This is a genomic window from Legionella jamestowniensis (assembly GCF_001467745.1).
GTDB classification, from domain to species: domain Bacteria; phylum Pseudomonadota; class Gammaproteobacteria; order Legionellales; family Legionellaceae; genus Tatlockia; species Tatlockia jamestowniensis.
On sequence record NZ_LNYG01000007.1, the window covers coordinates 50,180 to 70,204 of the forward strand.

Genomic DNA, 20,025 nt, shown 5'->3' on the forward strand with positions numbered 1-20,025 from the left:
TGTATTAACTTATGGTTTTAGATTTTTTAGTCCTGTTAAACTCATCGGGTATCGGTAAATTTTGTAAAAATTCAGGATTCTTATCATAATATTTTTTGTCTTTTAGTTGGAAAATGTATGCCAGTACCTGTGCCACAGCGACATAAAGCCCTCTTGGAATTTCGGCATTGAGTTCTGTCGAAAAATAAATTGCCCTTGTTAGAGCAGGAACAGCGAGAGAGGGAACATTATTAGCTTGAGCAACCCGGTTAATTTGCAAAGCAATTAAATCCTTTCCTTTAGCAACCACAACGGGAGCTTTTTTGCCTTGCTGCTTATAGTTTAAAGCCACTGCATAATGAGTTGGGTTTGTTAAAACCACATCTGCTTTTGGCACCTCGCTCATCATTCTTTTCCGCGCCATTTCTTGTTGCATTTTACGAATATGGCTTTTAACTTCTGGCTTCCCTTCAGTTTCTTTGTATTCGTCTTTTAATTCTTGTTTGGTCATTTTTAATTGTTTATTGTGTTCGTGCCATTGGAATGGCACATCTACTGCCGCAATTAAAATTAGACTGGCACTAATTAACAAAAAACATTGAGCTACCGTTGTTAAACCGCTGGAAATGGCGTTACTTAATGAAAAATCAGCAAGACTCAACAAAAATGTGATTTTCCATCGTAAAACGACAATAGCTACAGTGACAACCAATAAAAATTTCACCAGTGCTTTGGCCATTTCAACCGCACCTTTTAAAGAAAACATACGCTTAAACCCTTTGAGTGGGTTCAAACGAGATAATTTTGGTTGTAAAACCTCCGCACTAAAAACCCAGCCTCCCATTAACAAGGGCGCACACGCTGACAATACTAAAATCAAAAGCAGCAAAGGTAAGATAGCCCAGAATCCCTCTCGAATTATTAAATAGAGTTGTCCTAACAAAACAAGAGGTGTTTTTAAAATCTGATTATTGAAGTCAAAAGCTTGACGCATCATTTGCATGAGCTGCTCTGCAATGTAACTGCCAAAGAGAAAAATGCCACTTCCGGAAGAGAGCAGTATCAAGGTTGCATTAAAATCTTTTGAGCGAGCAACCTGCCCTTTTTCTCTGGCCTCTTTAAGTCGCTTGGGCGAGGGTTGTTCGGTTTTTTCCTGTGATTGTTCTTCATCAGCCATTAGTGTAAAAGTCCTATAATAAGACGCATTCCCTGTTCAATACTATCTGCTATTTGCGAAGAAACACCAGGCAAGCTAATGTGGATAATCACCATTCCCATTAACAGAGTTAATGGGAATCCCATCGAAAAAATATTAAGTTGCGGTGCTATACGCGTCATAACACCAAAAGCTAGATTAACGATAAGCAAGGCCAAGATAGCTGGAAGAGCGACTAACACTGCTTCTTTAAACATCCACCCCGAAAATGTCAAAATGCTCCCTAATACTGACAAACTAATGTCTACCTGGCCTATAGGCATCTCCCTGAAACTACTAAGCAAGGCATTCAATACAGCCAGATGGCCGTTTAAACTTAGAAAAAGCAAACTGATCATCATTAAATAAAATTGACTTACCAGTGGGACACTTGCTTTACTGGCCGGATCCACCATTACAGCAAATCCAAGTCCTGCTTGCATGGCAATAATTTGTCCACCCAGGATAAACACTTGAAAAACCAATTGCAAAATAAAACCCATTAAGATTCCAATCAATATTTCATAACCTATAAATCCAATATAGCGTCCATCGAAATGAAGAAGGGATAGATTATCTGCAATGGCAGGTGCACACAAAAAAGCCAGTACCATAGAAAAAATAATCCGAATACGCGCAGGAACCATGACTGAGGAAATTAATGGCATGGTTAAAAATAAACTGCTAATACGTGGCAACGGCCAGACTACTTTACTGAACAGGTTAATCATTTCAGGGTAATTAATATTCATCGATTACCCTATTAAATAAGGAATGTTGCTAATTAATGAATCGGTATAATTGATAATGGTTTTCAATAACCACGGACCCGCTATCACCATGACCAAAAACGTAACAAATAATTTGGGTATGAAACTTAAACTCATTTCGTTAATTTGGGTTGCGGCTTGAAACATGGCTACCAGCAAACCGACAATTAACCCTGGAATAATCAGCACAATCAACATAAGAATCATGACATAGACGCCCTCGCTGAATACTGATAAAACTGTTTCCGGTGTCATTGCCCTCTCCCTAGGTAGCGAAACTTGACGCCAATGAGCCTAATACCAGCGTCCACCCATCAACCATCACAAATAACATAATCTTAAAGGGTAAGGAAATGATTAAAGGCGATAACATCATCATTCCCATCGCCATAAGCACACTGGCAACCACCAAATCAATAATCAAGAAAGGCAAAAATAAAATAAAACCAATTTGAAACGCTGTTTTTAATTCACTGGTTACAAAAGCAGGGATGAGAACACTAATGGGTACCTCGTTAAGATTGCTAGGGGTGTTGTTACTAAATTTTTCAAACAGCAATAGATCATTTTTCCGCGTTTGATTGAGCATAAAATTACGCAAAGGTTCTTGAGCATTTTGTAGGGCTTGCGAGAATTCAATTTGATCTGCCAGGTAAGGTTGTAATGCTTGTTGATTAATTTGAGTAAAGATAGGTGACATCACGAAAAATGTTAAAAAAAGAGCTATACCAATTAAAATTTGATTGGTTGGGGTTTGTGCCATACCGATAGCTTGTCGCAGAATCGATAAGACAATAATAATCCGGGTGAATGCAGTCACGGCCATAAGCAAGCCAGGCAAAACACTCAGTAAGGTCATAAAAATGAGAATTTGCAAATTGACACTGTAAGTTTGACCGCCATTCGGAGCACCAGAGACTGTTACTGCGGGTAAAGAGACTGTTGCAGCATCAGCAAACCAGGGAATACCAATTAAAATTAATGCAATTAATATAATTTTTTTCATTTCTTATGATTTTCCGAGAGCTGTTTTAAGAAACTCACTAAATGACGTTTTAGTATCTGATAAAAAGCCCACGGGTAATTCTTCCCCAAAATCATGAAGCGTATTGATACTTCCTGATGTAACCCCTAACAGTAAAAAACGGTTTCCAGTATTAATTAACATTATTTTTTCTCTAGTCCCTAAACTCATACTTGCAATCACTTTAAATCCATTTGAATTACCTAATCCAGCATTATTAAGACGACGTAACAACCATGACAAAAAAACAATGACACCCACTACGAGTAATAATCCGGACATTACCCGTAGAAGTTCGCTGTTACTAATTGAAGATGCCTTGCTGGCATTGTTTGCCCATGCTGTAACCGGAAAGAAAACCCACAACCATCTTCTCATCGTAAACGTTTAATCCTTTCTGTTTTACTGACTATATCTGTTAATCGTATGCCAAACTTATCATTGACTACCACTACTTCTCCATGGGCTACCAATGTCCCATTCACCAAAACATCCAAAGGTTCACTCGCTAGACGATCCAATGCAATAATTCCACCCTGATTCAATTGCAACAGATTGCGAATTGTCATTTTCGTGCGTCCAATCTCCACCGTTATTGCTACAGGAATATCCAAAATTAATTCCATTTTTTCTACATCAGCATCCTGCGCGGTATTGGCAGGTGCTACCGCTTCATTATTTGTTGGTGCTGGCTCCGCTTGATTAGTCATTAAACCCCCTAGTAGCTTATTTTTTTAATAATCTTAACCGCTCTTTTATCATTGGCACTACCCATTGTCGCAGTAAACCCTGGAGTACCTTCAATATCTAAAGTGACTTCTTCATTTCTTTCCATAGGGATAAAATCACCCACTTGCCATTCCATAACTTTTCCCAGTGTGCTATTGGTTTGTGCCATCACTGAACTTACAGTAAGTTCAACATCCATCAATTCTTCTTTTAAAGACATCACCCAATTTGGATCAATTTCATCATCCGGACGTGCAGCACCTAACTCCAGCTGCTGTTTAATAGGTTCCACCATAGAATAGGGAATAACAAAAGAAAAAGAGCCTGATTCTTTACCAAAATCCAGATTAAACCGGCTAACTAACAGTAATTCATTGGGTTCACCAATATGCACAAGTTGGGGGTTTGTTTCATCCCCTACTTTTATTGCTTCCAGCTTAATGATAGGTGCCCATGCCTGTTCTATATTACGCACCAATTTTTCAATAATAATTTCCATGACTCGAAGTTCAGTGGCGGTAAAATCAGTACGGGTTTTCTGTGATAAAAATTGGGTGCTTCCACCAAAATAGTAATCAACCAAATCGTAAACGAAAACATTATCGAATAAAATTAGAGCTTTTCCTCTTAGCGGTTTAAAACGACGAATAGTCATGAGTGTGGGGTTAGGGAGACTGCTCATAAATTCGCGGTGCTTAACTATTCCTAAGGCTTCTTGCTTAATCTGCAAATCTTTGGCCATGAGCTGATAGATATCATTAGCGAAAAAACGGGCTGCTCTGTCGTGAATTTTATCAAGTACCGGAAGCTCCCCTCGTACTACCCTTTCCTGACTTGAAAAATTGAGTACTTCAACATGTTCTTCACCTGAGTCCATCGATACACGCTCAGCCGAGCCCGCAATATCCTTATCATCTTGAGAGGTGGAGTCCTTCTCAACAGTATTCAATAATGCATCAATTTCTTCCTGGGATAAAACTTCTTTTTCCGCCATAACGTTCCTGTAAGCGTTTTAGATTACTGCTTGAACTATACTATTATTCAACGCATGCATAAGCAAATGATATGCCAAAATATTTAAATTTTTCAAATAGATGTACTTACTGTCAAACAAGCCGTGCTTGAAGTCAATAGTTTATTATTAAAGTAAGAATATTTCGTTTGTGAAAGAAACATGCCACACTTAAGATTAAAGAAGGAAGTAATCGATGCTCGGTCGAACAAAAAAACTCTCAAATTTCAGTAACTCAGTCAGGACAAACGCGCTTTGTTTACGACCTGACAATGAAGCACAGGTGGCTGAGGTATTCACTCATTCCTCCGGTTTGTTAGCCCGTGGCCAAGGTTCAAGTTACGGTGATTGCTGCGTAAACCATGAGGGGATTATTGTTGATACAACGCGTCTAAATCATCTTATTTCCTTTGATGAATCATCAGGTATTTTAATTGCCCAGGGAGGGGTAAGATTTGCGGATTTATTTTCCATAAGCCAGCATTATATTCCTCCAGTTATTCCTGGTACGCTGAGAGCAACTCTTGCTGGTGGTATTGCCAATGATGTACACGGCAAAAATAATCATTCTGCCGGCAGTTTTGGACAGCACCTGGCTTGGGTAGAATTACAGTTAGGGAATGACACTTTTATTTGTAGCCCACACAAAAACAGCGATCTCTTCTATGCAACGATAGGTGGTTTAGGTTTAACAGGGATTATCAAGCGTGTTGCAATAAAGATGCGCAAGACTAACCCTTTTGTGGTATGCGAAACCGAAAAATATAATGAATTGGCTCCATTACTAAAACGCATGCAGTCTTATGGCGTTCAATATGATTACCAGGTTGCCTGGCTTGATTTGCTGAATCAAGAGCGTTGCGCCCTGCTATCCCTTGCAAAGCATACAAAAGAGACGAAAGCAAAATCCCGTCATCATTTAATCATTCCTAAAATACCCTTTCGTTTGATTAATCACTGGAATATGAAATTATTCAATCGGTTTTATTTCAGCTATTCTCCAACCAAAAAACGAATTTTACCACTTTATTATTTTAATAATCCCCTCGATGCGATTCGCAACTGGAATCATTTGTATGGTAAAAATGGGTTATTACAGTTTCAGGCTGTTTTTGACACTGAATCAGCCCACAATACTATCGACCACTTGCTTACTATCATTAATACTACCAAGGCAACACCGACTCTGGCTGTTCTTAAATATTTTACACAAGAAGGCCCTGGACTGTTATCATTTACTCAACCAGGGTTTACTCTGGCTATTGATTTTATCAATAATTCTCAGGCACATGCAGCCATGCGAACAATGAATGAATACGTTACAGAGATTGGTGGGAAAAGCTATTTGGCAAAAGATTTGTTCTTGACCTCCGAACAATTTCGCCGCCAGTACCCTCATTATGAGGAATTTATTGACGTCCTTACTCATTACAAAAGTCCTATGTGCTCTGACTTAAGCAGGCGTTTAGGTATTACTTCATGATAACAAGAACCTGGGTTATTTTAGGGGCCACATCCATTATTGCTGAAGAATTTGCACAGTTAGTAGCGCGAGAAAAGCAAAATTTGCTCCTGGTTGGTCGTAATTTGAAACAACTCGAGATTGTAGCTGCCAATATTCGTATACGACATAAGGTTCAGTGTGATTTGTTGTTTACTGATTTTGCTAAAGATATAAGCAATTTGTTAGAATTATTACAACGCAAATCCCATTTTGAATTTGATTTATTGATTGCTCACAGTGCGATGCTACAAAATCATGAACTTAATCTAACAACGATTGAAGATATGGTTCATACAAATATGTTAAGCACGTTTCAATTAATCCATGCTTATTTGCAACGCTCACAATCCAGCTATCGCGTGCTGTTTTTAAGTTCTGTGGCAGCTTGTAGGGGCAGGGGCAAGAATAGTGCCTATGGAGGCACGAAAGCAGCTGTTGAAATCTACCTTGAGGGCTTGCAACAATCTACCAAAAATTTGCGTGTAACCGTTGCGAGGTTAGGCTTTATTGACACTGTACAAACCTATGGAAGCCCTGGAGTTTTTTATGCCTCTTCCCCAAAAGCATGTGCCAAAGCCTGTTGGCGCGCTTTGAAAGCGGGAAGACGCCAAATTTACCATCCTTTTTTTTGGCGCTTTATCATGACTATTATTAGGCATTTGCCCTTTTTTATTTATAAAAGGATGAAGATTTAATCACGCTGCTTCATCGGAAAAGCCTGATGGGTGGCAATACAGTATGAATTATGCCAAAAAATTGCAGCACATAGATGATTAAAATAATTAAAACCACCAAATTTAGCAGCGTCTTGATAGCATAAGGCATTGGTATCAAGACATTGATCAGCCACATGGCTACCCCAAAGACAATAATAATAGCCAATAGATTTAATAAATCATTCATGATATTCCCTGTCAGTAGCTTCCTTATTAGTGTAGTACATCTTCGTCATCCTGAAAGCGACATGACTCGCTTGAAGGATTTCTGTCTGAATACAGCACAATTTATGATATTTATTTCAACAAAAAAGCAATAATTTGTATTTTTTGTACTATATTGTTCTACTGTAGTATTGAAAAAAGGAAATCAATAATTTTTCGGAGGGAACAATAATGAAAAAACATATTTTAATAACGCTGGTTCTTAGTGCTTTCACGTTTGGTTTAACCAGTTGCGGTCTTGGCGGTGTAACCCGCACAGGAACAGCTGTTGTAGGCACCGGGGTAGACTATGTAGGCACTGGCGTAGGCTATGTAGGTGCAACCGGTACGAGAGTTGTAAAAACTGTCGGCACTGGTGTTGGTAATTGGGTAGGCCGTGTTGCTACCGATCGTGATGTAGTTGTCTATCGCAAAAGAGGCGTAGTTTATCACGATGGTCATGCCTATCGCATTCACAACGGTCGATACGTGCTTGTTCGATAATACATAGTGCCCCAACCCTTCATCATTCGATGAAGGGTTTTTTATGTAAAAATTATTGCTCTCATGCATTTCTTCTATCAAACGGGAGGAGGAAAAAGCGGTTGTCTTCCGCAATTAATGGGATAATATTATTTTAGAGTATTAATATCTACTGCACGAGCATCCCCGTTACCGTCGTTCCAGCAAATACACTAATACGATTTCAATTTCGAAACCTGGATTTAGTGACCCCAAATGCGTACCATGACTGGATTCACTGCGATCGACAAATAGAAAACCACCTAGCAGATAAGAGCCAAAAAAATACCTATCTTTTAATAACTTAGCCGAGTCAATCATTTTGTTATAATAAAATGCCACAAGATAGGATATCCCCTCAGCTTAACCACCCAGCGCGCTATTATGTTATTTTAACTGCGCCTACCAAATCGCTGCTTCTGAGTATTTTTTGAACTGACAGCTGCTTTCTTCCTTTGAGGAAAGATTTTTTTAGTTTGAGCAGGTGATGTGCCCTGGGGGACATGATGATTGGGCTCAAAATCTTCAATTTCGACTCTATCTAATTTACGTTTAATCAATCGTTCAATGGCATTTAATTGTCCCGCCTCATCTGCACTTACTAAAGAAATTGCCTGCCCTGAGGCACCCGCTCGACCCGTTCTGCCAATACGATGCACATAATCTTCTGCAACCTGGGGAAGATCAAAATTGATTACACAGGGAAGTTGGTCAATATCAATCCCCCGGGCTGCAATGTCTGTTGCAACTAAAATATGTAGATCGCCAGATTTAAATTCAGCCAAAGCTTTGGTGCGCTGCGACTGTGATTTATTACCATGGATGGCTGCGGCATGAATATTGTCTTGGGCTAATTGCTTTACTAACTTGTTTGCACCGTGTTTGGTTCGAGAAAACACCAGTGTTTGTCCCAATTTATTTTTATGGATTAAATGGCTTAGTAAAGCAGATTTGCGGCTTTTATCCACTGGATGAACCGTCTGTTTTACGGCAACCGCAGTAGTATTGCGTGGGGTGACGTCAATTTCTAAGGGTTGCTTTAATATGCCCTTAACAAGGGTTCTAATTTCTTCAGAGAAAGTCGCAGAGAACATGAGGGTTTGCCGATTTGCAGGCAATAACGTCATAATCCGCTTTATGTCATGAATAAATCCCATATCTAACATACGATCTGCTTCGTCTAAAACTAGCATCTCTACATCATCAAGCAGGATGGCTCGCTGTTGGTGCAAATCCAATAAGCGTCCCGGAGTTGCTACTAATATTTCTACGCCTCCACGCAATTTCATCATCTGCGGGTTAATTTTTACCCCCCCAAAAACTACAGCAGAACGCAGGGTCAAATGACATCCATATTGCACAATGCAGTCGTGAACTTGAGCCGCTAATTCGCGTGTTGGAGTAACTATCAAAACTCGTGTTCGGTTATTTCTAGCACGTGGTTTATCTTTTAATTTGTGTAGGATGGGCAGCACAAAACTAGCAGTTTTACCCGTTCCTGTCTGGGCTGAGGCCAGCACATCCTTACCGTGTAAAATAGCAGGGATAGCTTGGATTTGAATGGGCGTGGGTTCAAGATAGCCTAACTCGTTAACGGCACGAGCCAAGGGCTCTATTAAACCCAGTGATGTAAAATTCATGTTTGATTCCTATAAATAATTGCTCTGAATGATGGTTCAGTATTTGTTGTTCTACTCGTGATAGATGAAGACTTTGGAGGTATAAAAACAAAATACCGTGGGTAATTCAATGAAGTGTAAATGCAAGTATACCATGAATTTTAATGTTCGATGAGATTCCATGTGATTTAAGAGAGATTAAATGCTCAGGAATTTGCAATAGCCCCAAATTTTTACGAATTCAGGTATTTTTACTATTATTCACATAGGAGAATATAATCCAAGGAGGGGAAAAATGAATTAAGCAGTATTTTTTTAGGGTTTGTTATAGCCTTTTTTGTAAATCTAAATCTTTTATTTGCTGCTCATCCGACCGAGCGACATCGGCCCGCCATGAAAGAAAATCTACCAGTTTTTGGAGCAAATATGCCACCGGGATTACAACAGCATGGTATGCCTAAGGGATTGGGAAAAACACCTTATGGCTGGACAAAAGGTGAAAAAATAGGTTGGAATCAGAAGAATATTTCTAATAAGCACGGTTTAGGTACGGTAAAAAATCAAAAGAAAAAGTAATTGCTTGAGTGTTCATTTAAATTGAAAACACATTAAATCTTCTTCAATGCATGCTAGTGGCAGTGCAGGTTTAATCTCTACAGTCTGGTTATCCTGTTCGTTTATTACGATCGTACCTATTTTTGTATCTTCCCTGTTTCGTTCCAGCTTGACATAAAACAGTCCCTCTTGCTGAACTAGAACCGGCTTTTTTGCACCGTCAGCAATAATTAATTGCATGTCAATTTTAACATTATTCTTTCTAATAAAATTAAACAGCTCTCCCTGAATACTGTCATAGCAAATTTCAATGCCAATTTTGATACCAAAATCTTTCACCGAGGATTCTTTTTCATTGGCTTTAAAGTATCGACGACGAAAATCCAATGGATTTAAAAAACCTTCATCAACAAAGTCAAAATCAAAAGTTGTGTGTGGATTTTTTTTAATATATTTTTGAATCCGCCCCTGATAGAAAAAATAGGCTGTATTACGATAGTAATTTTCCTGATTTACTTTCGCTTTTTTGTACCAGCAAATCGTACCCGGCACTAAAAGCATATTCGTATCAAGAGATAGTTCTGTTAATTTCCTCTTAAAAGTCTTTTTTTGTTGTTGACTGTAATACCGTTTATAGCAAAGCTCAGAAAAATCTTTAAATAAATATTCTGGCGCTACAAAAATTGCTGAAGGTTGGGGCATCGATGTTGGCTTGCATTTCTCTTGCACTACCTGACTTAAATTTTTTTTAAAAAATTTCGTTCTTGTCATAGCGAAACGTGGTTTTGCCTGTTTTTTATCCAGCCAGGCAGTTTCAGTTTTGCCGGCATTTTCATTCAAACTTTTTTTAGCTAGCTGAATCCGCTCCTCCAAGATTTGTAGCCGCTTTTCGAATGGATAAAAGTAAAATGCTTCCTCAGGTTGAAAAGTAAACACCTTTATATTTCCTCGATTGCCGGCTTGATTTACTGTCTCTGAAAAGACATACGATCTAAACATTAAAAATCCTTCAACTTGAACTATTTTTATACTTGTCTAGTTTTATCAGAAATCCGGATATATTCCAACTTTTTGCAGGGTAAAATCATACTTTGTTAAAAAAGGTATGATCTAGCCCTGCTACTTTTTGAAGATATTTGCTTTGTATGGCTTAATACTCTCAAACCAACATGGTAACCCTGCTTTGAAGCTTAAACAGGAATTGATCTTTTTTTATCAACATTGCTTGCTCACTGCTCTAAAAACTGATAAAAATACTGAAATTTTTTTTAGCAAAGCACTATGAAATACATTTTTGAAAATACCTTTGAAGCCTTATTTGAATTTCCACCCAAAGAACTTACTTCAGAATTCACGGAGTTTGCTTTTAGTGCAAGCAAGTTGCCCATTGTGCAACTGATAAATCTACTTAAAAAATTGCCATCTTACATCCAACATATTGACTTATCCGCACAGCAACTCGAAAAAATTCCTCTTCAAGATTTAAAAATAATTTTTGAAGCGCTACCCCATACCATTAAGACTATTGATTTGTCAGGTAATAAATTTAACGAGCAAGAAAAAGAGCATCTATTGTTCCTGCTCCCCCCCTGGATTCAGGCTTTAAGCCTCCAAGAAGATAATAAACTTGAGCTGGATACCTATTGGGCTTCACCAGAAGCATCCTATTCTTGCTTCATTCGATTTAGCAGCCTTGAAACCAGCTACTACCAAAAAGAAGAGATCATTCGAGCTCGTCTTGCCGCACAAGTTCGCGAAATTATGGAAAATACGCAATCTGAGGAACCTGATTTCACAAGCATTCGGTTGTTTAACTTGTTAAACGAAGAGAGTCAGTATTATTTAATAGCAGGTCTGCGTAATCATTATAAAGAACCCTGGCATGCTTTTATCCTAGCATTAATACATGATGGTTATTTGGGGGAGATTAAGAATAAATCTTCTTATAGAAATTTTGACAAAGAATGCGCCAAATTTAGCAGTACTTACTACCCGCTTGTAGAAGAAACTTCCGCTAAAAATTTTTCTATTGCGCGCCTTAAGAATTTGCAAGCCACAACGCCCTATATTGCAGTGGCACTAAAACTGCGTTCAATTCCAGAAATCAATGAGACAGGCAACGCCTCTACACTATCATCCCGATTGCTTGAATTAAAAACCAAGGCAAGCGGGGTGATCCAAGCTTATTCTGACTACAATAAAAAATGCTACTTTTCTATCTTCCATCGTCACGGGGCGACAGGAAGGAAACGTGCTGAACACTTAAAACAAACATTAGAATCGGCAACTACTATCGAACATTTCAATACAACTTTATTAGCTTTCTTAAATGATCCTAGACAAGGGAATACAAATCCCCATTCCTTGCGCACCCTTTTATTAACCTATTTTTTACAGGAATTGGATGTACCTGGTAGACAATTTCTAACACCAACAAGAGCTCCCGTATCTACAGCCAATTTTGATCAACAGTTGCAATTATTAATTGATTATTTGCCTCACGAGCAGCTGCCAGACTATGAAATAGAAAGAAGTTGCTGCTGGTAAACTGCTTGAAGATATATTCGAGTAACGTTGATTTTCGAGCTCCGTTGCCCCATACATGTGGGTAACGGAGCTCAGAAAGCAATCTCAACAGCCTTAATCCCACTCCATGTAGTTTTCTATCTTATCAGGGTTAACCCACCCATGATCATTATCAGGATTAACCCATTTACGATTTGGGTGCGGATGAGGTTTCGATTGAAAAATTCGTGGCTTTGCTTTTTTCGCCATTTGTTTTGGATTTTCTTCAAATCCTTTCATTGGATTTTCACCAGAAGTTCTTAATGCCTCTTCGAGACTTATAAAAGTAAAACCATTTTGCTTATAAAGATTAATAATATCTGACAACACATAAGCATTAAGCAAATTTGCGTGGATTAGCAAAATTTGCGCTTGATCAGGTTTATGGGCTAAACGATTGTGTTCTTCAGCTTTTAATGTTTGTTGCCAAATAAAATTAATGTAGCAATCTTTTAGTGTTTTTAAGAAACCACGCCTTTCTTTTTCTGGGACTGCATAAAGAATCTGGTTAAATAAAAAATCTTTACTATCCACAGTGATGGGCGCAATTTGATAATTCTTTGCAGATAAAAAGTGCAATACCCTATCCTTTTTATCACCTTGACTCATCGCTAGGTAGGGGTAACGGAAGTATTTAGGCTCCGTTAAAATAGGGGCTAAAATTTTATCGGCAGCATCTATCTCATGGATATAGGCTTCTGTTTTAACCTGGTTTAAATTTAAATGTGAATAGGTGTGATTACCAAGTCCTAAACCTGCATCATGAAATTTTTGCAGCATTTTCCAATTTTCAGGCGTTACTTCTTTGGCAATAACAAAACCGGTGGCTGGTATCTCATTGGCTTTTAGCGTCTCAATAATCATATTCAAATGAAAATTTTTACTCTCGCCAACGAAAGGCAAATCATCAATGGTAATAGCAATTTCTTTTTTTTGTGCAAAAACTGAAAATGCGGTTAAGAAAAAAAGTACAAATAAAAACTGTTTTTTAATCAATGAAATTCTCATCAGATGTCAAATGTTGAACTTACTTATTTTAACAAAAACTAAAGTAAGGATTAAATTTGCACAAATAATATCATATTTAACAAAATTTACCCACATACTACTTAATCTTTATTTTTTACTCCCGCACGTAATAAGTCTCTGATTTCAATTAAAATAGCTTCTTCTTTAGTCAGAGTCTCAGGTGCTTCTTCACGTTTGCTTTGTAACATATTAATAAATTTAAGGACAATAAAAATAGAAAAGGCAATAATGGTAAAATCTATAACAGTTTGTAAAAATTCTCCCCATTTCAACCCCACTGCCCCGATTTTGAACGATTTATCGCTAATATCGATTCCACCCATTAATAAACCAAGCAAAGGCATAATAATGCCATCTACCAACGAGGAAACAATTTTACCAAAAGCGGCGCCAATAACGACAGCCACGGCAAGATCCATTACATTACCGCGCATGGCAAATTGTTTAAACTCCTTTAGAAAACTCATGGTTTCTCCCTAACCATTTGTATTGATCTGCTTCCTCTTCAGTCAGTTATTCAAATTCCCCAAAGCAGCAACAGCTTCAGCATCTGTTTGTACTGAAATCATGCGGGACTCATCATGGCTATCACTCTCCAGATGAAAGACGCTGTGTAGAGCCCTTACTCCCTCATCAAGTAACATTGTATCTATTAGTACGGAAATCTTGATTTCTGAAGTAGCAATCAGTTGTATATTAATTCCTTTTGTAGCCAACGTCTTAAACATAATTGACGCGACTTCTGGATGACTTTTAAGTCCGGCGCCCACTAAGGACAGTTTTGCCAAATTGGTTATTCCAATTACCTCATCGGCTCTTAAATTTTTAGCCACTTTTTGCAATTGCTGTAATGTTTTTTGATATTCATCACGATGTACTGTAAACGTAAAATCGGTTTTATTATGCGCGGATAAATGCTGCACTATCATGTCAACATTAACACCAATATTACTTATTTCAGCCAAAATACCGGAAGCAATACCAGGCGCATCGGGAACACCGGAAAGGGTCACCTTCGCTTCATTACGACTAAAAGCAATACCTGTTACAAGCGGTGCTTCCATACTGTTTTTTTGTTGATAGGTAATTAGCGTGCCGGGACCATCTTGTGAAGAAGATAATACGCGTAAAGGAATATTGTATTTGCCAGCAAATTCCACAGCACGAATTTGCAAAACTTTTGCGCCTAAACTTGATAATTCGAGCATTTCTTCAAAGGTGATTTGTTTAAGCCGCTTGGCATCTGGAACAATTCTTGGGTCAGTGGTATACACACCATCCACATCGGTATAAATTTGGCACTCATCGGCATTTAACGCTGCGGCAATTGCCACTGCGGTGGTATCTGAACCTCCTCGGCCAAGCGTTGTAATGTTGCCATCCTTGTCTATCCCCTGGAATCCAGCAATAACCACTACGACATCTTGCTCAATATCTTTCAAAATAGGCTGTGTATCAATCGCTTGGATACGTGCTTTTTTAAACTGGTTGCAAGTTTGAATTCTAGCTTGTCCGCCCGTATAAGAACGCGCCTTAATTCCTCGATCAATCAAAGCCATGGCCATTAATGCCATAGATACCTGTTCACCGGTCGACACCAAGGCTGCATATTCCCGTTCATCGGGAAATTCGCTGATATTATTTGCAAATCCTATCAGTTTATCAGTTTCACCACTCATAGCTGATACTATAACGACCACACTATGTCCGGCTTGCTTTGCTTTTGCTACGATATCAGCCGCATGGTTGATGTGTTCGAGCGTAGCCAGCGACGTTCCCCCGAATTTTTGCACTAATAATGCCATTTTCAGCGCCCCGTCTTGTTCTTGTTAACCCGCGTGCTCAACGATCATTGTTCTTATTTGTGAAATCCTTTTTTCTAGATCCTCCGGAACACGTCCTCCACCTTGAGCCATATCTTCTCTACCACCACCTTTACCGCACAAATGCTTAACAAAATCAGCTGCATTAGGTACCCGACCTAAAAGCGCCTTGCTTACCCCAGCAACAACATTCATCTTGCCTTCATCAATAGCAAATAACACAATTACTGCATTATCCAAGCTAGATTTCAGCTGATCCAACGTTGTTCTAAGTGCCTGACTATCCTTATTATCTATCTGCTTAACAAGCAAATTTATATCATTCACTAACTGCACTTCTGATAACAAATCATTACTTGATTTTACAGTTAATTTTGCCTGTAAGCGCCCTAATTCTTTTTCTTGTTGTTTTGCATCATGCAAAAATTGTGACAATTTTTCAGACACATTCATTACAGAGGTTTTAAGTTTAGTAGCCACAGTTTCCAGATTGTCTAATTGTTGATTTATCCAATCCAATGCATAAGCTCCTGTCACTAACTCAATACGCCTGATACCACTAGCAATCCCATATTCAGCGATAATTTTAAAAAGGCCGATATCCCCTGTACGCGCAGCATGGGTCCCACCGCACAATTCTTTTGAAAAATCGCCCATGGATAAAACCCGCACAGATTCGCTGTACTTTTCTCCGAATAAGGCTACAGCCCCACTTTTCTTTGCCGACTCAATGTCCATTAACTCAGTTTTCACCTGATCATTAGCACGGATTCTATCATTGACCAACGTTTCTATTTGACGTAATTGCCCGGCCGTCAAAGCTTCAAAATGGGAGAAATCAAAGCGTGCCCTTTCAGCATCCACTAAAGAACCTTTTTGTTGAACATGGCTACCAACAACCACCTTTAATGCTGCATGCAATAAATGGGTGGCGGTATGGTTTAACCGAATTGCCTGTCGGCGAGAAGCATCAACCTGGGCATCAACCTTTGCATTAACCTGTAATTTACCTGTTAACATTTCCCCATAATGAACAATAGCTTGTCCAACACGCTGGGTATCGTCAACTCGAAATACAGCGTTTTCACTTACCAACTGCCCCCGATCACCGACTTGGCCACCGCTTTCAGCGTAGAAAGGGGTATTATCCAGAATAATTGCCCCTTTTTCTCCAACAGATAAATGATCTGTTTTCACACCCTCACGCATCATTGCGGTTACATTAGCCTGCAACTGGACATTCTCATAACCATGAAAGACAGAAGATTCCGTCAGTTGAGCAGGCGTTGAATAGTCGGTTGTAAACTGGCTTGCTGACTGTGATAGCTGACGCTGTTGCTGCATGCATTGCTCAAACCCATCCATGTCAACCACAAGATTTTGCTCGCGTGCAATGTCAGCGGTTAAATCCAGGGGAAAACCATAGGTATCATAGAGTTTAAAGGCGACATCCCCAGGAATTTCATCGGTTGTTAGATTTTGGATCTGTTCCTGTAATAAACGTAATCCTTGTTCGAGTGTTCGTGCAAATTGGGTCTCTTCCTGCGTTAAAATTCGCTCTATCTGGGTCCGAGTATTGATAAGCTCAGGATAAGCATCCCCCATGACATCAATTAGAGGTTTAACAAGCTTGTAAAAAAACGGTGAAGATAAACCAAGCTTATTCCCATGGCGCACGGCACGGCGAATAATGCGCCGCAACACATAGCCTCTGCCCTCATTACCAGGAATAACACCATCGGCAATTAAAAAAGAACAGGCACGGATGTGATCGGCAATGACTTTCAAAGAGGCATGGTTTCTATCAACTGTGGGAGCAAGTTTTACAATGGCTTCGATTAGATGCTGGAAACTATCAATGTCATAGTTATTGTGCACACCTTGAACAACTGCAGCAATGCGCTCTAATCCCATGCCAGTATCCACAGAAGGTTTTGGCAAAGGATGCAATTGACCGTTTTTATCGCGGTTAAATTGCATAAAAACTAAATTCCAAATTTCTATATAACGATCCCCATCTGCCTCTATACTCCCTGGAGGGCCACCGGCAATATCTGGCCCATGATCGTAAAAAATTTCCGTGCAAGGTCCACAAGGCCCTGTATCGCCCATCGACCAAAAATTATCTTTTTCACCACAGCGTGAAAAGCGCGCTGCAGAAACACCTATTTCCTTCAACCAAATATCGGCTGCTTCATCATCCTCAGTATAAACAGTGACCCATAGACGATCAGCGGGTAGTTTTAATACCTGGGTTAAAAATTCCCAGGCATAACGAATTGCTTCGCGTTTAAAATAATCACCAAAGCTGAAATTACCAAGCATTTCAAAAAAGGTATGGTGTCTTGCGGTGTAACCTACATTTTCCAAATCATTGTGTTTGCCCCCGGCGCGAACACAACGCTGTGAACTTACTGCACGCGTATAGGAACGTGTTTCCACGCCAAGAAAAACGTCTTTAAATTGCACCATTCCAGCATTGGTAAACAACAAGGTGGGATCATTTCCAGGAATTAAAGAGCTGGAATCAACAACCTCATGTTTTTTTTCAGCAAAATAATTAATAAATGCTTGTCTAATTTCTGAACTTTTCATGATTTATTATTTATCACTTCTCATCGAGTAACATCAATTTCTTTCACAACTTTTGCAATCACATCGGTCGGGAAGCCGCGATAGAGCAGAAAACGTTGCGCCTTTTGTAATTCTATATAGGACAGTTTACGCTGTTTTTTATATTTCTTATCCCATACAGTCTGTGCATAATGCAACCAATTATCTTGTTCCTGGCCAAGAATATTATCAATCAATTCACGAGCAATTTGTTTTGCCTGTAATTCCTGAAGGATTTTTAAAGGGCCACAACCTTGACGAATACGTAAGGCACAAAGGGCTTCTACAAAGCGTACATCACTTTGAAACCCAAGACTTTGACATCTAGCAATTGCCTCATCAATGTCTGTCTGGCTAAACCCCCTTTGCACTAATTTTGTAGCCAACTCACATGCCCCATGCTCGCGCCTGGCTAGCAGGCGCACTGCACAGTCAAAGGCTTTAGGCATCTGTATCCTCTAATACCTCATCCATTTCAGCCTTGGCTGGTAATTTTTTTTCAAGTAGCTCCGCACGAATCTGCTGTTCCAGTGTTTGAGCTATTTGTGGATTTTCTTTGAGGTATAAGCGAACATTGTCTTTACCCTGGCCAATTTTCTCTTGATTATAGCTGTACCAGGCACCTGCTTTTTCAATCAGACCTAATTGTGTACCCAGATTAATAATTTCACTTTCCCGAGAAATACCTTCATTATAAAGAATATCAAAATCTGTTGTTTTAAAGGGTGGTGCAACTTTATTTTTAACCACTTTGACGCGTGTTTCACTACCTAGAATCTCTTCACCCTTCTTAATTGAACCTACACGGCGAATATCCAAACGAACAGAAGCATAGAATTTCAGTGCGTTACCGCCCGTGGTGGTTTCAGGATTACCAAACATTACACCAATCTTCATACGAATTTGGTTAATAAATATTACTAATGTATTAGAGCGTTTAATATTTGCCGTTAATTTACGCAGCGCCTGCGACATTAATCGTGCCTGCAAGCCCACATGAGTATCACCCATCTCCCCTTCTATCTCAGCTTTAGGTGTCAGTGCTGCAACAGAGTCAACAATAATCACATCCACTGCAGCAGAACGAACCAACATATCGGTAATTTCAAGAGCCTGTTCACCGGTGTCAGGCTGTGAAACCAGTAACTCGTCTACATTGACTCCAAGTTTGGCCGCATAGCTTGGATCCAGCGCATGCTCAGCATCCACGAAGGCTGCCGTACCGCCTTTTTTCTGACATTCAGCAATAACTTGTAAAGTAAGTGTCGTTTTACCTGAAGATTCAGGGCCATAAATCTCAACAACTCTTCCTCGAGGTAAACCACCAATACCTAATGCAATATCAAGTCCTAAAGAACCTGTTGAAATCGCTTCAATATCACGCACTGCTTGGTTGTCGCCCATGCGCATTACAGAGCCTTTACCAAACTGGCGTTCAATCTGAGCGAGGGCCGCACTTAACGCTTTTTGTTTATTGTCTTCCATTTTTCACCCGTGTATTTTGCAAAGGGCAAATTATCACACAGATAGGAGTCTGCAGTAAACTCATCCGGGCCTGTCAAAAATTCAACGTCTTCGACCCAAAGCTTAGCTCTCATCATCAATTTTATGATTTATGTAGGAAAGGAAGAAGATTTCAGCAACGCTAAAACACCTTCAAGGGCGCGTGCACAAGCGAATTGGCGTACTTTTTCGCGAGATACATTGGCAAAATGACTTCGTGCAGACACAACAGGTAAGTCCCGCATTGCCCAGGCAAAACAAACCGTTCCGACAGGTTTTTCTTCACTTCCCCCTTCAGGACCAGCAATTCCTGTGACCGCTAAGGAGATATCTGCCATGCTATATTCCAATGCCCCTGATGCCATTGCCTCTGCGACAGGCTCACTTACTGCACCATGGGATTGAATTAACTCTGGTTTAATGCCTAACATCTCTTCTTTTGCCAAATTACTATAAGTAACAAATCCTCGCTCAAACCACTGAGAACTACCAGGCAAATCTGTTAGTAGGCCAGCAATTAGCCCACCCGTACAGGATTCAGCAGTAGCAATTTGTAGATGCAAGGCTCGCAAATTGCCTGTCACATCACGTACCAAGCGCGTCAAATCATTCATAATTTGTTGACTTAAGTTAAAAAAAACCCCGCAATATGGCGGGGTTAAA

At 39.5% G+C, this 20,025-nt stretch carries 23 protein-coding genes; 5 read left to right on the top strand and 18 right to left on the bottom strand.

All coding sequences use genetic code 11. The annotated features are described in order from the left end of the window. Nucleotides 1-4: 4 nt before the first annotated feature. Genes flhB through fliM form a run of 7 tightly spaced genes read right to left on the bottom strand, consistent with a single transcriptional unit; the run spans nt 5 to nt 4,691 of the window. Nucleotides 5-1,156, bottom strand: a complete 1,152-nt coding sequence (flhB, locus tag Ljam_RS01870) for a flagellar biosynthesis protein FlhB (protein WP_058448442.1) — start codon at nt 1,154-1,156, stop codon at nt 5-7. Then, complete coding sequence (gene fliR / locus Ljam_RS01875) at nt 1,156-1,926, bottom strand: flagellar biosynthetic protein FliR (protein ID WP_058448443.1); 771 nt, start codon at nt 1,924-1,926, stop codon at nt 1,156-1,158. The genes flhB and fliR overlap by 1 nt, the downstream gene beginning before the upstream one ends. Nucleotides 1,927-1,929: 3 nt before the next feature. Continuing rightward, nucleotides 1,930-2,199, bottom strand: coding sequence for a flagellar biosynthesis protein FliQ (gene fliQ / locus Ljam_RS01880; RefSeq protein WP_058448444.1), 270 nt, complete (start codon nt 2,197-2,199; stop codon nt 1,930-1,932). Between the two features lie 10 nt (nt 2,200-2,209). Next, entirely contained in the window at nt 2,210-2,950 is a 741-nt protein-coding gene (fliP, locus tag Ljam_RS01885; RefSeq protein WP_058448445.1) for a flagellar type III secretion system pore protein FliP, read from the bottom strand. Between the two features lie 3 nt (nt 2,951-2,953). Next, a complete protein-coding gene (gene fliO / locus Ljam_RS15060; protein ID WP_058448446.1) occupies nt 2,954-3,346 on the bottom strand; it encodes a flagellar biosynthetic protein FliO in 393 nt (130 codons plus the stop codon). Next, complete coding sequence (fliN, locus tag Ljam_RS01895) at nt 3,343-3,678, bottom strand: flagellar motor switch protein FliN (RefSeq protein ID WP_058448447.1); 336 nt, start codon at nt 3,676-3,678, stop codon at nt 3,343-3,345. Before fliN ends, fliO begins: the two co-directional genes overlap by 4 nt. A gap of 8 nt (nt 3,679-3,686) precedes the next feature. Further along, on the bottom strand, nt 3,687-4,691 hold the full coding sequence (fliM, locus tag Ljam_RS01900; RefSeq protein ID WP_058448448.1) for a flagellar motor switch protein FliM: 1,005 nt from the start codon (nt 4,689-4,691) through the stop codon (nt 3,687-3,689). Between the two features lie 214 nt (nt 4,692-4,905). Here fliM and Ljam_RS01905 point away from each other — a divergent pair, with 214 nt between their 5' ends. Continuing rightward, nucleotides 4,906-6,192 carry an FAD-binding oxidoreductase gene (locus tag Ljam_RS01905; protein ID WP_058448449.1) on the top strand — a complete coding sequence of 429 codons (1,287 nt, stop codon included), beginning with the start codon at nt 4,906-4,908 and terminating at the stop codon, nt 6,190-6,192. After that, nucleotides 6,189-6,908: an SDR family NAD(P)-dependent oxidoreductase gene (locus Ljam_RS01910; RefSeq protein WP_058448450.1), complete on the top strand. Its 720-nt coding sequence runs from the start codon at nt 6,189-6,191 to the stop codon at nt 6,906-6,908. Before Ljam_RS01905 ends, Ljam_RS01910 begins: the two co-directional genes overlap by 4 nt. 10 nt (nt 6,909-6,918) lie before the next feature. Here Ljam_RS01910 and Ljam_RS14845 read toward each other — a convergent pair whose 3' ends face one another. Continuing rightward, nucleotides 6,919-7,116 (bottom strand): Thivi_2564 family membrane protein, encoded by a 198-nt coding sequence (locus Ljam_RS14845; protein WP_065620570.1) that lies wholly within the window; start codon nt 7,114-7,116, stop codon nt 6,919-6,921. 209 nt (nt 7,117-7,325) lie between these two features. On the opposite strand from Ljam_RS14845, the gene Ljam_RS01915 reads away from it, so the two are divergent. Then, nucleotides 7,326-7,637, top strand: a complete 312-nt coding sequence (locus Ljam_RS01915) for a hypothetical protein (RefSeq protein ID WP_058448451.1) — start codon at nt 7,326-7,328, stop codon at nt 7,635-7,637. 168 nt (nt 7,638-7,805) lie between these two features. Here Ljam_RS01915 and Ljam_RS15065 read toward each other — a convergent pair whose 3' ends face one another. Both Ljam_RS15065 and Ljam_RS01920 read right to left on the bottom strand, forming a co-directional pair. Next, nucleotides 7,806-7,997, bottom strand: coding sequence for a hypothetical protein (locus tag Ljam_RS15065; protein WP_131762266.1), 192 nt, complete (start codon nt 7,995-7,997; stop codon nt 7,806-7,808). A 50-nt stretch (nt 7,998-8,047) separates the two neighbouring features. Beyond that, nucleotides 8,048-9,295, bottom strand: coding sequence for a DEAD/DEAH box helicase (locus Ljam_RS01920; protein ID WP_058448452.1), 1,248 nt, complete (start codon nt 9,293-9,295; stop codon nt 8,048-8,050). Between the two features lie 372 nt (nt 9,296-9,667). On the opposite strand from Ljam_RS01920, the gene Ljam_RS15070 reads away from it, so the two are divergent. Further along, on the top strand, nt 9,668-9,850 hold the full coding sequence (locus Ljam_RS15070; RefSeq protein WP_131762268.1) for a hypothetical protein: 183 nt from the start codon (nt 9,668-9,670) through the stop codon (nt 9,848-9,850). A gap of 12 nt (nt 9,851-9,862) precedes the next feature. Here Ljam_RS15070 and Ljam_RS01925 read toward each other — a convergent pair whose 3' ends face one another. Further along, complete coding sequence (locus tag Ljam_RS01925; protein ID WP_058448453.1) at nt 9,863-10,828, bottom strand: carbon-nitrogen hydrolase family protein; 966 nt, start codon at nt 10,826-10,828, stop codon at nt 9,863-9,865. 282 nt (nt 10,829-11,110) lie between these two features. On the opposite strand from Ljam_RS01925, the gene Ljam_RS01930 reads away from it, so the two are divergent. Further along, nucleotides 11,111-12,376: a hypothetical protein gene (locus tag Ljam_RS01930; protein WP_058448454.1), complete on the top strand. Its 1,266-nt coding sequence runs from the start codon at nt 11,111-11,113 to the stop codon at nt 12,374-12,376. Between the two features lie 93 nt (nt 12,377-12,469). Here the strand turns inward: Ljam_RS01930 and Ljam_RS01935 are convergent, their stop codons facing one another. From Ljam_RS01935 to Ljam_RS01965, 7 genes are all read right to left on the bottom strand, one after another. Next, nucleotides 12,470-13,402 (bottom strand): polysaccharide deacetylase family protein, encoded by a 933-nt coding sequence (locus tag Ljam_RS01935; RefSeq protein WP_065235504.1) that lies wholly within the window; start codon nt 13,400-13,402, stop codon nt 12,470-12,472. Between the two features lie 101 nt (nt 13,403-13,503). Continuing rightward, nucleotides 13,504-13,890, bottom strand: coding sequence for a large-conductance mechanosensitive channel protein MscL (gene mscL, locus Ljam_RS01940; RefSeq protein ID WP_058448455.1), 387 nt, complete (start codon nt 13,888-13,890; stop codon nt 13,504-13,506). A 42-nt stretch (nt 13,891-13,932) separates the two neighbouring features. Next, on the bottom strand, nt 13,933-15,228 hold the full coding sequence (locus Ljam_RS01945; RefSeq protein WP_065235505.1) for an aspartate kinase: 1,296 nt from the start codon (nt 15,226-15,228) through the stop codon (nt 13,933-13,935). 24 nt (nt 15,229-15,252) lie between these two features. Further along, entirely contained in the window at nt 15,253-17,841 is a 2,589-nt protein-coding gene (alaS, locus tag Ljam_RS01950; protein ID WP_058448456.1) for an alanine--tRNA ligase, read from the bottom strand. A 20-nt stretch (nt 17,842-17,861) separates the two neighbouring features. Beyond that, complete coding sequence (gene recX, locus Ljam_RS01955; RefSeq protein WP_058448457.1) at nt 17,862-18,308, bottom strand: recombination regulator RecX; 447 nt, start codon at nt 18,306-18,308, stop codon at nt 17,862-17,864. Then, on the bottom strand, nt 18,301-19,344 hold the full coding sequence (recA, locus tag Ljam_RS01960) for a recombinase RecA (RefSeq protein ID WP_058448458.1): 1,044 nt from the start codon (nt 19,342-19,344) through the stop codon (nt 18,301-18,303). Before recA ends, recX begins: the two co-directional genes overlap by 8 nt. 128 nt (nt 19,345-19,472) lie before the next feature. Continuing rightward, complete coding sequence (locus tag Ljam_RS01965) at nt 19,473-19,976, bottom strand: CinA family protein (RefSeq protein WP_058448459.1); 504 nt, start codon at nt 19,974-19,976, stop codon at nt 19,473-19,475. Between the last annotated feature and the right edge of the window lie 49 nt (nt 19,977-20,025).

Excerpts from the sequence above, each read along its gene's own strand:
- flhB (WP_058448442.1), bottom strand. The coding sequence starts at position 1,156 with ATGGCTGATGAAGAACAATCACAGGAAAAAACCGAACAACCCTCGCCC.
- fliR (WP_058448443.1), bottom strand. The coding sequence starts at position 1,926 with ATGAATATTAATTACCCTGAAATGATTAACCTGTTCAGTAAAGTAGTC.
- fliQ (WP_058448444.1), bottom strand. The coding sequence starts at position 2,199 with ATGACACCGGAAACAGTTTTATCAGTATTCAGCGAGGGCGTCTATGTC.
- fliP (WP_058448445.1), bottom strand. The coding sequence starts at position 2,950 with ATGAAAAAAATTATATTAATTGCATTAATTTTAATTGGTATTCCCTGG.
- fliO (WP_058448446.1), bottom strand. The coding sequence starts at position 3,346 with ATGAGAAGATGGTTGTGGGTTTTCTTTCCGGTTACAGCATGGGCAAAC.
- fliN (WP_058448447.1), bottom strand. The coding sequence starts at position 3,678 with ATGACTAATCAAGCGGAGCCAGCACCAACAAATAATGAAGCGGTAGCA.
- fliM (WP_058448448.1), bottom strand. The coding sequence starts at position 4,691 with ATGGCGGAAAAAGAAGTTTTATCCCAGGAAGAAATTGATGCATTATTG.
- Ljam_RS01905 (WP_058448449.1), top strand. The coding sequence starts at position 4,906 with ATGCTCGGTCGAACAAAAAAACTCTCAAATTTCAGTAACTCAGTCAGG.
- Ljam_RS01910 (WP_058448450.1), top strand. The coding sequence starts at position 6,189 with ATGATAACAAGAACCTGGGTTATTTTAGGGGCCACATCCATTATTGCT.
- Ljam_RS14845 (WP_065620570.1), bottom strand. The coding sequence starts at position 7,116 with ATGAATGATTTATTAAATCTATTGGCTATTATTATTGTCTTTGGGGTA.
- Ljam_RS01915 (WP_058448451.1), top strand. The coding sequence starts at position 7,326 with ATGAAAAAACATATTTTAATAACGCTGGTTCTTAGTGCTTTCACGTTT.
- Ljam_RS01920 (WP_058448452.1), bottom strand. The coding sequence starts at position 9,295 with ATGAATTTTACATCACTGGGTTTAATAGAGCCCTTGGCTCGTGCCGTT.
- Ljam_RS15070 (WP_131762268.1), top strand. The coding sequence starts at position 9,668 with ATGAAAGAAAATCTACCAGTTTTTGGAGCAAATATGCCACCGGGATTA.
- Ljam_RS01925 (WP_058448453.1), bottom strand. The coding sequence starts at position 10,828 with ATGTTTAGATCGTATGTCTTTTCAGAGACAGTAAATCAAGCCGGCAAT.
- Ljam_RS01930 (WP_058448454.1), top strand. The coding sequence starts at position 11,111 with ATGAAATACATTTTTGAAAATACCTTTGAAGCCTTATTTGAATTTCCA.
- Ljam_RS01935 (WP_065235504.1), bottom strand. The coding sequence starts at position 13,402 with ATGAGAATTTCATTGATTAAAAAACAGTTTTTATTTGTACTTTTTTTC.
- mscL (WP_058448455.1), bottom strand. The coding sequence starts at position 13,890 with ATGAGTTTTCTAAAGGAGTTTAAACAATTTGCCATGCGCGGTAATGTA.
- Ljam_RS01945 (WP_065235505.1), bottom strand. The coding sequence starts at position 15,228 with ATGGCATTATTAGTGCAAAAATTCGGGGGAACGTCGCTGGCTACGCTC.
- alaS (WP_058448456.1), bottom strand. The coding sequence starts at position 17,841 with ATGAAAAGTTCAGAAATTAGACAAGCATTTATTAATTATTTTGCTGAA.
- recX (WP_058448457.1), bottom strand. The coding sequence starts at position 18,308 with ATGCCTAAAGCCTTTGACTGTGCAGTGCGCCTGCTAGCCAGGCGCGAG.
- recA (WP_058448458.1), bottom strand. The coding sequence starts at position 19,344 with ATGGAAGACAATAAACAAAAAGCGTTAAGTGCGGCCCTCGCTCAGATT.
- Ljam_RS01965 (WP_058448459.1), bottom strand. The coding sequence starts at position 19,976 with ATGAATGATTTGACGCGCTTGGTACGTGATGTGACAGGCAATTTGCGA.